Origin of the sequence: uncultured Nostoc sp. (assembly GCF_964247315.1) — a bacterium.
Lineage (GTDB): Bacteria > Cyanobacteriota > Cyanobacteriia > Cyanobacteriales > Nostocaceae > Nostoc.
The window spans coordinates 1-11,006 of record NZ_CAXTTT010000177.1 but is presented as its reverse complement, the minus strand read 5'-3'; the positions used below and the strand labels follow the sequence as shown (position 1 = coordinate 11,006).

Annotated in this window: 11 protein-coding genes and 2 pseudogenes; 9 read left to right on the top strand and 4 right to left on the bottom strand. The window is 40.1% G+C overall.

Annotated features, from left to right (window positions below; genetic code table 11):
* Positions 1-52: 52 nt before the first annotated feature.
* From ACFE93_RS32050 to ACFE93_RS32035, 4 genes are all read left to right on the top strand, one after another.
* Entirely contained in the window at positions 53-712 is a 660-nt protein-coding gene (locus ACFE93_RS32050) for an L-threonylcarbamoyladenylate synthase (RefSeq protein ID WP_375479751.1), read from the top strand.
* A 404-nt stretch (positions 713-1,116) separates the two neighbouring features.
* The gene (locus tag ACFE93_RS32045) at positions 1,117-2,337 is read left to right on the top strand and encodes a HetZ-related protein (protein WP_375479749.1); all 1,221 of its coding nucleotides are present in this window, start codon (positions 1,117-1,119) and stop codon (positions 2,335-2,337) included.
* A gap of 91 nt (positions 2,338-2,428) precedes the next feature.
* Positions 2,429-2,563 (top strand): hypothetical protein, encoded by a 135-nt coding sequence (locus tag ACFE93_RS32040; protein WP_375479747.1) that lies wholly within the window; start codon positions 2,429-2,431, stop codon positions 2,561-2,563.
* 411 nt (positions 2,564-2,974) lie between these two features.
* Positions 2,975-3,451 (top strand): PD-(D/E)XK nuclease superfamily protein, encoded by a 477-nt coding sequence (locus tag ACFE93_RS32035; RefSeq protein WP_375479745.1) that lies wholly within the window; start codon positions 2,975-2,977, stop codon positions 3,449-3,451.
* Here the strand turns inward: ACFE93_RS32035 and ACFE93_RS32030 are convergent.
* Positions 3,423-4,280 (bottom strand): DNA adenine methylase, encoded by an 858-nt coding sequence (locus ACFE93_RS32030; RefSeq protein ID WP_375479743.1) that lies wholly within the window; start codon positions 4,278-4,280, stop codon positions 3,423-3,425. The genes ACFE93_RS32035 and ACFE93_RS32030 overlap by 29 nt on opposite strands.
* 165 nt (positions 4,281-4,445) lie before the next feature.
* Here ACFE93_RS32030 and ACFE93_RS32025 point away from each other — a divergent pair, with 165 nt between their 5' ends.
* The 3 genes from ACFE93_RS32025 to ACFE93_RS32015 all read left to right on the top strand — a co-directional run bounded on the left by ACFE93_RS32025 (position 4,446) and on the right by ACFE93_RS32015 (position 6,287).
* Positions 4,446-4,652, top strand: coding sequence for a DUF751 family protein (locus ACFE93_RS32025; protein WP_375479741.1), 207 nt, complete (start codon positions 4,446-4,448; stop codon positions 4,650-4,652).
* 119 nt (positions 4,653-4,771) lie between these two features.
* The gene (gene rbfA, locus ACFE93_RS32020; RefSeq protein WP_179068594.1) at positions 4,772-5,191 is read left to right on the top strand and encodes a 30S ribosome-binding factor RbfA; all 420 of its coding nucleotides are present in this window, start codon (positions 4,772-4,774) and stop codon (positions 5,189-5,191) included.
* Positions 5,192-6,050: 859 nt separating this feature from the next.
* On the top strand, positions 6,051-6,287 hold the full coding sequence (locus tag ACFE93_RS32015) for a DUF4327 family protein (RefSeq protein WP_334851564.1): 237 nt from the start codon (positions 6,051-6,053) through the stop codon (positions 6,285-6,287).
* Positions 6,288-6,811: 524 nt separating this feature from the next.
* On the opposite strand, the gene ACFE93_RS32010 is transcribed toward ACFE93_RS32015, so the two are convergent.
* Positions 6,812-7,165, bottom strand: coding sequence for a hypothetical protein (locus tag ACFE93_RS32010; protein ID WP_194046709.1), 354 nt, complete (start codon positions 7,163-7,165; stop codon positions 6,812-6,814).
* A gap of 267 nt (positions 7,166-7,432) precedes the next feature.
* Positions 7,433-7,558, bottom strand: coding sequence for a hypothetical protein (locus ACFE93_RS32005; RefSeq protein WP_375479738.1), 126 nt, complete (start codon positions 7,556-7,558; stop codon positions 7,433-7,435).
* A gap of 242 nt (positions 7,559-7,800) precedes the next feature.
* On the opposite strand from ACFE93_RS32005, the pseudogene ACFE93_RS32000 reads away from it, so the two are divergent.
* Positions 7,801-8,538 (top strand): annotated as a pseudogene (locus ACFE93_RS32000) (cation diffusion facilitator family transporter); the annotation flags it as partial.
* 178 nt (positions 8,539-8,716) lie between these two features.
* On the opposite strand, the gene ACFE93_RS31995 reads toward ACFE93_RS32000, so the two are convergent.
* Positions 8,717-9,556 (bottom strand): class I SAM-dependent methyltransferase, encoded by an 840-nt coding sequence (locus ACFE93_RS31995; RefSeq protein WP_375479736.1) that lies wholly within the window; start codon positions 9,554-9,556, stop codon positions 8,717-8,719.
* A gap of 393 nt (positions 9,557-9,949) precedes the next feature.
* On the opposite strand from ACFE93_RS31995, the pseudogene ACFE93_RS31990 reads away from it, so the two are divergent.
* Positions 9,950-10,598: pseudogene (locus ACFE93_RS31990) on the top strand (hypothetical protein).
* The last annotated feature ends 408 nt before the right edge of the window (positions 10,599-11,006 follow it).

Below are 11,006 nucleotides of genomic sequence, written 5' to 3'. Positions count from 1 at the left end.
CCATTACCCCTTATCCCCAGAGGGGGCCCCACCTTCCCCAATCTCCAGTCCTATGGCAAAAATTTTCCCAGTTCATCCGGATAATCCTCAAATTCGCCGAATAGAGGAAATAAAGTCGGCGCTCTCTAGTGGAGCAGTCATGCTTTACCCTACTGATACAGTCTATGCGATTGGTTGTGATTTGAATGCCAAGTCGGCGGTAGAACGAGTGCGGCAAATTAAACAGCTAGCAAACGATAAACCATTGACATTTTTATGTCCCTCGCTTTCAAATGTGGCAACTTATGCCTTCGTAAGTGACACAGCCTATCGGATTATGAAACGCCTGATTCCAGGGCCATACACGTTTTTGCTCCCAGCTACGAAGTTAGTACCGCGATTGGTACAAAGCCCCAAGCGGAAAACTACTGGAATTAGAGTACCAAACCATACTGTATGTTTGGAGTTGCTGGCAGCATTGGGCAATCCGATTATTTCAACTTCAGCACATCTGCCACCAGATGAAGCAGATAATGGCATGATTCGGATAGATCCTGAAACGATTCAGTCGCGGGTAGAGCTATTTGATCGTTTGGACAAGTTGGTAGACATAATTGTAGACACTGGCAAAGAACCTACTTATGAAGTATCTACTATCTTGGATATGACCGGAGACGAAGCAGCAATTATACGGAGGGGTTTAGGTTGGGAAACAGCAGCAGCATGGGTATAAGAATTTCACTTCACAGGCGCACCTCTTTGTTTCGGAAATTGTAATAAAAATAACTCCAGTTTTAAAATTGTCATATTTAAAAGTGATGTCTAGGATGGGCTGTTCGCTGAGGCAGTGGATCTAAGAGAATGGTGCTAAAACTTGGTATGGTAAGGTATTTGACAACTTTAAGAAAATGGCGGGTACTCATGTGCCAGCGTTGAGATGGTGGCTTGTGAAAAAACCGACACATTGCCAGAACTGTAACTCTTTCGTATTTCCTATAGTTTTGATATATGAGCTTTAAATGTGAGCATTATATACGGCAAGTCTTGATGGATGAATGCCTAAAGATTCTCCAGCCTAAGACGGTCTTGATTGCTGTGTCTGCGTTGTAATTACGGTGCAATACTACTGGAAAAGTCATGAAAGCTAACGTCGTCAATCTACCAAACTCTACACCCATTTTTGATAACCACATTTCGACTGAAGAATTTTTAGATAGCAGCAGCGATCGCTTGATTCAATTGCTGTCTGAGGAAATGCAAGCGCAAGTGAAAGCAACACCCAAGTGTGTAGAAGCTTTAGCAAAGCGCATAGCCGTAGAAGTAGAACGCATTTGCGACAAAAGCTCCCGCATTCAAACATCTGGGGAAATCAAGTCCTGGCAGATGACGTTGGGAAGGCATCGGATGCAAAAGTGCTTACGTTACTACCAACTAGGTTCCAAACAAGGGCGGGTGGAATTACATAGCAATTTGGGTGCTATGGTTTACCGTCATGTAACTATAGCTGGTTCCGAGTTGGGCTTTGATGCTCGTTACAGCTTGATTGAAGATTTTTTACAAGCATTTTATATCGAAGCGATTAAAGCTTTCCGTAGAGAAAACGAACTACCAGAGAATCACACGCCGCGTACTCAGCTACAATTAGCTGAATACATGGCCTTTACAGAGCAGTATGCCAAACGCCGGATCAATTTACCTGGTGGTGCAAATCAGCAATTGATTATCTTGCGGGCCCAAGGTTTTGCTCGTCGTCAGCCCCAAGAAACCACCGTGGATATTGAAATGGCGGTAGAGTCTGCTAAGGGTGAAGAAGCAGAATCTTACCAGCGTAACTCGGCGGTGCAACAGCTGCGATCGCAAATGATCGCCCAAACTAATTTCGATCCATCTGAAGAATCAGAACGCGATCGCGTCATCACTGAATTGATGAAATATCTGGAGTCTCAAGGTCAATCTGATTGTATGAACTACCTCAGTTTGAAACTTCAAGACCTCTCAGCCCCAGAAATTGACCAAATTCTCGGTTTAACCAGCCGTCAGCGCGATTATCTCCAACAACGGTTTAAATACCACGTAGAAAAGTTTGCCAAACAACACCATTGGCAATTAGTACATCAATGGTTAGGCGCGGGTTTAGAGCAAAAGTTGGGTTTATCTTCGCAGCAGTGGGAAATCTTTGTGAATCAACTCACAGAACAGCAACAGCAAATATTACAGTTAAAAACTGCACGGGAAAATGACGTTGCGATCGCTAAAGCCATCAAATGCACCCCCAAACAGCTACAAAAGCGCTGGACTCAACTTTTAGAACTAGCATGGTCTATCCGCAACGGTCATACTGAAGCTCAGACAGGTTGAAGCCAAGACGAAATCACTAAAATTTATCCAAGCTAAATTCCAGTTATTAGAGAGGTTGTTGAAGAGGTAAAAGCCAGAATCTCTCAACGATATGGCTAGAAACCTAACTAGCCTTATAGCCGCAGAACTAGACATTATTGAACCTTATTACTGGCACAAGGGGCGCGAATTTGGTTTAGGCGGTGAGTTTCTACGCTGTATTGATGCCTGCCTAAATTTAATTTAGCATTACCCCAACACATACCAGATTGTTCATGAAACCTATCGCCGCGCTACAATTAGGCGTTTTCCCTAAGTCGTTTTTTACGAGTTTAATGAACAGGAGATTATTATCTACGCTGTTTTCCACTGTTCCCAAGACCCAGAAAAATGGCGGAGTCGCTTGCAATAGTTGGTCTTTGAGACTAAAGAAAAATCCATTATTTTAACTATTATCTGAATTAATAACTCCTTGCTTACCCAAATTATTAATACATTTGTATCTATTTAGTACAAAAATACCAATAAAATCGGATTTTTTACCTATTAATCCAACCTCGTTAAGTCAAAATCAAAAATTCATATTAAGCAACTGACCATTTTTTACTACTTCTGTGAAATCCTATAATAAGCAGGACTTTTGGCAGAGGGATTGAGGATGGCTCTGACTCAAGGCGGACGGGCAAATAAGTCTGGGAATATTTTAGAAGCAAATATAGAAGCAATCTTGCATGGGCATAATTATTTTCAAGTAGGAAATTATGTCCAAAAAGAATTTATACTAAATGCTACTTTATTGCCAAAACGTTATGGAAAAGAAGTTTATATTGGAACTGGAATTTATCATACGTATTTAAAGGTTGATTTTTATGTGGTTGGCTCATCTGTGATGCCATCTGGTTTAATTTTTGAGTGCAAATGGCAAGAAAGCCCCGGTTCCGTTGATGAAAAGTTTCCTTACTTGAACATGAATATTCAGCACTATTACCCTGCACCAACTATCGTAATTTTAGGTGGTGAAGGTATGCGAGAAGGCGCAAGCAAATGGCTGAAAGCAAGAGTTAATGACAACCATAATTTATTAGCCGTTTATAGCTTAGACAGATTCATTGCTTGGGCAAATAAAAATCTTTAAAAGATGTAATTAATAGTTCGTCAATCATGCCTCTATTTTTTATATTTGAGTTAATTGAACGCGCTGCTTTAATTTTATAGGTTTCAAAATTGATATCAGTATAAATTTTTCTAATAAATTCACTATCAGAATTGCATACCATAACTTTGACACCACGACTTGCTAACTCTGCACAAGTATCTCTTAAAAGTTCTTGGTCTTTTTTACTAAAACAATTTTGACTATAAGCAGTGAAATAGCTAGTGTCACTAATCGGATAGTAGGGCGGATCAAAAAATACAAAGTCATCACTGCTAGTCGCATGATTTAAGACTTCTGTAAAATCTGCTTGTTTAATTTCTGCATGAGAAAGTGCTTGGGAGGCTGCTTTGAGTAAAACCTCAGCACAAATATTGGGATTGTTATATCTGCCTAATGGCACATTGAATTTACCCTGTGAGTTGACTCGATAAAGACCATTAAAACAAGTCTTATTAAGATAAATTAGACGAGCCGCTTTTTCTATATTAGTACCATTAGAGTTGTTTCTGATGCTATAATAATAATCTTTTCCATGTCGGATTTTATGCTCTTTTAATAGAGAAATTAATTCTTCAACACGATCTCTGACACAACAATAAGTGTTAATTAATTCAGCATTAATATCAGTTAAAATGGCTGCACTTGGTTGGAGATAGAAAAAAACAGCACCACCACCTAAAAATGGCTCATAGTAATTTTTATAACTCTTGGGAAAATAAGGAATATATTGCTGTATTAACCGACTTTTACCCCCTGCCCACTTCAAAAATGGACGCGGGCTAGTTTCCTTTGAGACTTGAATTACCATTTATTTACAATTTAACTGAAAATAATTATGACTAAATAAAGCCAATATAACCGACGAACCAAATTTTAGATTAACTGGCTAATTTTCCAGCCGCATATATTACAATTGAGTAGATAAAGCATATCAAAACAAACGTAAGTATATAACAAGGCAGTTTAGATTCAGATGTTTGACGGATTTTGGGATAACGTCTTTCGCTACCCCCGGTACTTAATTACGATCGTCTTAGGCTTGTTTCTGAACACCTTTGCGCCATTAGTGCCATTGTTGAAACGCCCTATCACCTCGATCGCTATCTTGGGTTTATTTGTGAGCGGTCTAGTCTTCCTTACTTTCACCCTACGGGCAATGTTGGGCTTGAGTACAATCTAGATTAGCGTTATATCGGGGCTGTGCCCCACAGACGATTGCTCTTAGCGTTGCTCTCGCTAAGTACTGTCTACCCTGCATCTATTTTTGTCGTACAACCTCTGTGATGAGGCGAAATTTTTATGGCTACAAATCGTCGGGTTTCCCGCGTTGCTGAACTGATCAAACGGGAAGTTAGCCAAATGCTGCTTAACGGAATTAAGGATGACCGTGTGGGTACTGGAATGGTCAGTGTTACTGATGTTGATGTTTCCGGCGATCTCCAACACGCCAAAATCTATGTCAGCATCTATGGTACGGATGAAGCTAAGGTAGAGACAATGGCAGGCTTAAAGTCGGCCACAGGTTACGTCCGCAGCGAACTTGGGGCGCGGGTACGGCTACGTCGTACACCAGAAGTAATATTTCTCGAAGATCGCTCCATAGAACGTGGTAATAAGGTATTGGCACTACTAAACCAACTTAACCACGATCGCCCACCAGAAAATCTAGTAGCAGTAGAAGACAGCACTGTTCAAAATGATGATGAATTCTCCGAATAAGTAACTAAAACAACAATGTAACTTCAGAACAATTAATCTCAGCAAATTCGCCAAACAGTTTACAGACGTGACTAGATCGCGTCTGTTTTAATGTGAACATAACCTAATTCAGCAAGACACTTCTTTTCTTGTAGGCGAAACAAAGTTTAAACATTCTTCCTTGCTAAAACTTCATTCCTTGATGAGTGGAATATTCACCAATTCTGTATTCTGGCTTTTGTTTATGTGTGTTCATCTTACGAATTAGAGGATTACTCCACCCTTTTAAAGATGTTTTTCAAAATAAAACTGGATAATGTTAGTGCTGAAATTAACTAATAAATTACGGACTTACTTAAGAAATTGTTAACAGATGCTATGGTAAAAGCCTTCGTAGTATACTTTAGCCGTTATGTTTTGCAACAGTTTATACCCAAGGAACTGACAAATATTATTGTGTTGTTTACCTTAGATGAATACCAGCAGTTATAGATCCAGCTTTTAAGGTGATTATTTGATAAGTAAGCGATGCCTTCGGCGGGCTACGCCTACGCGATATAAACTCTTCCTACCCACCAAATCTTGCCTAAAGACAGTAATGGCAAGATTTTCAGACTTGTGGCATCCAAGTCATACAGCTACATAAGCAGGTTAAGTTAACTACTTGGAACTTTTTTTGTAAAGCGGATTTCCCGATAATGTCAGGATTCGTTGACTTTCTTAACATTTCTTGAAATATTTTCTGGAGATGTAGCGTCAAAATAAAAATAGTTCCGTATAGCAAACTACAAAATTGTAGCCACAAGTATAATTTCTGTAATGTTTGTTCCTTATTTTTAACGGGAACACTATCGTAAGTGTTAATTTGTGAGTAAAAAACATGAGTGTGAATACGGTGCCTTCTATCAGTTACTACTCTCTAGATGTGATTCAAGACGAAGCACGCCGACTGGTGCAAAAGGGAATGATTAGCCGACAACAGCCAATATATACCCTCTGCCAATACATTCCAGCGAGAGAGTGGGTTTGCGTTGAATGTGAATTAGAGAAATGTGACTTTTTGTTACGCGATCGCATTGGCGACCTAATTGGTCGCGAACAGTGGGACAACGACTAATCAATGTTTGATGTCGGGTTTGGGATTGGGAGTTTGTTTTTGATGTGTGGATGTCACCATCAACGATTCAACGTTCAATCTGAGAGATAATCTCTGGTTTTTAATGAGCATTGCCCTATACAGAATCTTGCGTTTTTGATTAACACAGAAGCAGTTGAGTCTGAATTTATACAACTTTTCAAGTTAAAGAAGGCATCAAAACCATTTGTTCTGTACATCTGGTGTCACGGCTTGAGTTTAGTATGTAGATTCTGTGAAGTTCCTACATCGATCTGATAGAAGTGCAGGAACTTCACTTTTGACTCGCAATTTATTGCATCGCTTCCCTCAAGTAAGTGATAACCTGCTTGCTGTTCAAAGCCAAAATCTGTCTGGAAAAGTTTGCTAAGTCGGGCTAACCGTCACCAGTTGCCACCACAAAGGGAACCTCCGCCAGCAACTGGCTCAACCTTCACAAAATCCAAAATTTTTATAGTATTTTTCCTAAAAAAATCTCGAAAAGCATAGAAAAATCGGATGAACTATTATCCTACTTGCTCTAAATATTGATTAATGTCTTCAATGATGCGAGTAAGTTCAGCTTCAGTAGTCAAGCGAATGTTGACATTGCGGACAGTCAGCAAAACTTTGGCTGCGAAGGGCGTTGGCCAGATATTCGGATTACAAAAAACTTCTAAAAATACTTCACCCGTATAACGATATTCCAAGGGAGGCTGGGGAGTGACTCTACCACCGCCAGGAGTTGGTTTAGCAGCGATCGCTTTTAGGCGTTCCATGAGTTGATCCGTCGCTGTCTTTAATTCTCGTGCTGCTTGGGGTGAAAAGCTAAAGGAGACTGAACCTTCAATTAAGTTCAATGTTAGAGGAATTGAAGACATATTTTTTTATTTAAAACTTCTTGACAAGTATTTATATTACCGGAAGAAGGGGTCTGAATCCCACTGCGATAGTTGCCGGTGCTTCTTCAAAGACCACTAGTACCCCAAGGCGGAAGTCAAAAGTCAAAAGTATTATGGAATGGACTTTTAGAGTTTTTAAATGGTTACTCTGTTTATGCCGTGACGTACTAGGGCGTGTCATCAATTGAGCCAAATAATAGAAGCAGCAAGATAAATTGCACCCAGAAAGTTGGCAGCGCGTTTGTCCTAGCGCGTCGCAATTGCCCGATACTGTTTGAGTTTGGCAAAGAAGTTTTCAATCAGGTGACGAGCTTTGTACAAATCTTGGTCGTAGTCACGAGGGTGATTACGGTTACGCTTGGGGGGAATCACTGCGGTTTTACCCTGTGCCGAATCAGCCGCTCAATTACTCGCTCATCCGCATCATCGGCTTTGTCTGCTAAAACTGTGTCAGCAACAATGTTGGGTAGCAGTTGGTCGGCTCCATCAAGGTCAATAGAGGTTATAGAGAGACTTAACTCTTACTGCGTAAGACTTTGATACACTTCGTTTGTATTTATTTGTATTTTGAGGTCTACATTAGAAGTCATAGAATTTGATGTGATAAATTATCTATGACTTACGATAACCGCGCTGAAGTAAGAAAGGTTTTAATTATTACCCTATTACTCAACCTATTTGTAATGGGATTAAAAGCACTTGTGGGCTACTGGACAGGTTCTTTGAGTTTGCTAACTGATGCCTTACATAGTGTGACAGATAGCGCCAACAACGTTTTAGGATTAATTGCGAGTACATTTTCTTCTCCACAACCCGATCGCGAACATCCTTACGGACACAGCAAGTTTGAAGCTGTGGGCGCTCTAAGAATAGCCTGTTTTGAAATTCTGTAAGGAGCAATCGAGCGAATTCTCAAAGGTGGTGGTGAACCGATAAAAATATCGCCACCTGAGTTGTGGTTATTACTAATTGTGCTGGGTGTAAATATTTTCGTAGCGTTTTATGAACGTGCTGTGGGTAAGCGGGTAGGTAGCTCAATTCTCATAGCTGATGCGACACATACCATGAGTGATATTTGGGTAACAATCTCTGTAATTGGCGGCTTGATAGGAGTTTGGCTAGGTTATCAATGGATGGATTTGGTATTAGCTTTTCCTGTCGCCTTGTTGGTATTTTGAAGTGGCTGGTCAGTTTTAAAAGAGAATTTGCCTTGGCTTGTGGATCAAATGGCGATCGCACCAGAAGCAATACACGCGATCGCTACTTCTGTTCCAGGTGTAATTAATTGTCATGCGATCGCTTCTCGCAGCATTCTTGGTCAAGTTCATTTCATGTGCATTTTTATAGTACTAAAGTATTATTTATTAGCGATCGCAATGTGCCAGTTGCGTAAGTCTTGTTTTAAAATGCTTGATTTTCTGTTAAGTTAATTACCAATAAACTGATACTATTGATAATTAACTCAAAACCTTACTTGATCTTACCAAACAAGGATTCTAGGAATTGTGTGTACGCCATAGAGATCAGTTCCTAAGTCTTACGGGCCACAACGTACATACTGACAGTTGTGTAGTCTTCAAGACCAGGAACTTTATTCAGAAGGCGAAACAAGGGCATCACTTTGGAAGCCCCTTTTGTTGCATTTAATGTCTCATTAACAATCACAAATCCTGCTTGATTAAAGGCTTGCAGGAAGTCGCGGCGCTTAAGTTTATTGAGTCCAAGGTCATAGATCGAATGGCACTCGATTCCAGGATGGTATTTATGGTATTTATTATAACCTGCAACAACACGCGCATCGCCAATAATGAGATGCGCCCATGGTATCTTGATGCGCTTTCCAATTGCGTGATATCCATGATCGCCAAAAGGACTGTAGTAAAGTGGACTAAAACCAGTTATCAGTAAGCCCCCTTGGCGTAGAACTCGTTTTATTGAAAGAAGAACTCGCTCTATGCCCATGATGTGTTCAAAAGTGTCTTTGGAAATTACGATATCAACCTGGCCATCAAGCGTCGTCAGGTTGTCAATGTCCAAGTGATGAAACTCTGTTCTGTTAGCAATATCTGGGTAGCGTTCCGCTACGATATTGCGCGCAAATTCGATACGGCTACTTATAAGGTCAAGACCGATTACCCGCTGCGCTCCGGAAATGGCTGCATCAATGCACAGTGCGCCATGTCCACAGCCGACTTCGAGGACAACTTTACCGGATAAGTCTGGACGACCGCCAAAGCGACTCCAGTACATTTCGGATTTTATGACTTGTGCCTGAAAGTATTTTAGAGAAAAGTCTTCATCTGGTACAGCAAAATTATCTTCAGTAAATTCGTAGTTTGCAGAGGGATCTGTAAAAGTTTCTTGACTCATGGGTTAAACTTGTCAAATGGCAATACAGGATACATTTAGTTTATACATTACATCAATATAAATAGCAATTGATATTGAAATCTATCCTACTAAATAATATTTTGTTAATCCAGATGTGGATTTTAACAAAGTCAATAAGTCAATAAATGCGTCAAAGCAAAGTTTAATTGTAATTAAGCGCGCTTTTGAGTTGCTGTGGAACACGTCAACCATAGATTAAAAATTTTTCGGATTTTCAGCCAGCGATACCGCAATCGCAGAAAACGCAACTTGCATTGCTTTTTCTGCGATTGCGGGAGCATCCTACTTTGGCAGATTTACTAGTGGTGGCAAAATAGAGGGAAACATATAAGCCCTACATCAAACTGATGACTCAAGAAAAACTCTTCCCGTCTGCAAGCCTGTCTGCGAGAACTAGCAAGCATACTATATGAAGAAACAAACCCCGCCCAATTAAACAACCTGGAAAGCATCGAAAAAACCGTGCGATGCCTACGGCGGTAAACAACGCAAATTTTAGAACAAGTTAGCCCGCAAATAGCCCTTTTTTTATCGAACAAGCAACAGGAATCAACACAGGAAAGACCCGAAAAGTAAAAAGTTGTGTGGGAGTCCTGAAGTTGAAAGCTAAACAAGCCGAAAGATTAGGGTTGAAGTCACGTTCTCAATTAAGTCCGCTGCTGGAAAAATGTTGTCTACGTCTAAGTGCCAACGAGTCATCAGGACTTACGCAACTGGCACAGAGCGATCACTATTTTATAGTATTTACGTACTATATACAATTAAGGCTTTATTTGTCAATTTTCAAGGTAAACAAGTGAAAAATTTTTGCGCCTATCTCGACCAGCATCGCCATCGGATTGTCGATTACGAATATTATCAAGCTGAACAACTCTGTTCCATTGATTCAGGCGCAGTAGAGTCAGCAATCAAAGTCCTTGGCAAACGAATCAAAATCTCTGGAGCACAATGGAAAACTGAAAATGTCAATCAGGTTCTGTCTGTACGTTGCGCTTACATGAATGGTTTACTAGCTATTTAACTTAATCCACCATTATTGCTAGTTATTCAAGAGGGTCGATATTGCCATAAAATCTTCTCCACCAACAAATTGAATCTAGCCAGTTCATACTTGAACAAGGCTTGCGATCGCACCCTTTATTTGGCTGCAATTTTTCCTTGCACCTAAACCTTAATCTGACTTTTCCCGTTATTTCCTTGATGGAGTGATCGCTTACTATACCCCTAGCCTAAAGCCCTATTATCTCGTAATTTTTTGTCATTAAAATTAATTTGTTGAGAATAAAATATCGTGTGAAACTCTTGCTATTTCGTGTTTATTTATTTTTAATCAAAGCTGAATTTTGGTTGGTGTGTAGATGAGAAAACTTCTATCTAATACCAATTCTCTATGAAGTTGCACTTAATAAAGCTCTTGTGATGTAATCCC

Coding starts and splice junctions, on each gene's coding strand:
- ACFE93_RS32010 (WP_194046709.1), bottom strand. CDS start 7,165: ATGTCTTCAATTCCTCTAACATTGAACTTAATTGAAGGTTCAGTCTCC.
- ACFE93_RS32040 (WP_375479747.1), top strand. CDS start 2,429: ATGGCTAGAAACCTAACTAGCCTTATAGCCGCAGAACTAGACATTATT.
- rbfA (WP_179068594.1), top strand. CDS start 4,772: ATGGCTACAAATCGTCGGGTTTCCCGCGTTGCTGAACTGATCAAACGG.
- ACFE93_RS32035 (WP_375479745.1), top strand. CDS start 2,975: ATGGCTCTGACTCAAGGCGGACGGGCAAATAAGTCTGGGAATATTTTA.
- ACFE93_RS32030 (WP_375479743.1), bottom strand. CDS start 4,280: ATGGTAATTCAAGTCTCAAAGGAAACTAGCCCGCGTCCATTTTTGAAG.
- ACFE93_RS32045 (WP_375479749.1), top strand. CDS start 1,117: ATGAAAGCTAACGTCGTCAATCTACCAAACTCTACACCCATTTTTGAT.
- ACFE93_RS32050 (WP_375479751.1), top strand. CDS start 53: ATGGCAAAAATTTTCCCAGTTCATCCGGATAATCCTCAAATTCGCCGA.
- ACFE93_RS32015 (WP_334851564.1), top strand. CDS start 6,051: ATGAGTGTGAATACGGTGCCTTCTATCAGTTACTACTCTCTAGATGTG.
- ACFE93_RS32025 (WP_375479741.1), top strand. CDS start 4,446: ATGTTTGACGGATTTTGGGATAACGTCTTTCGCTACCCCCGGTACTTA.
- ACFE93_RS31995 (WP_375479736.1), bottom strand. CDS start 9,556: ATGAGTCAAGAAACTTTTACAGATCCCTCTGCAAACTACGAATTTACT.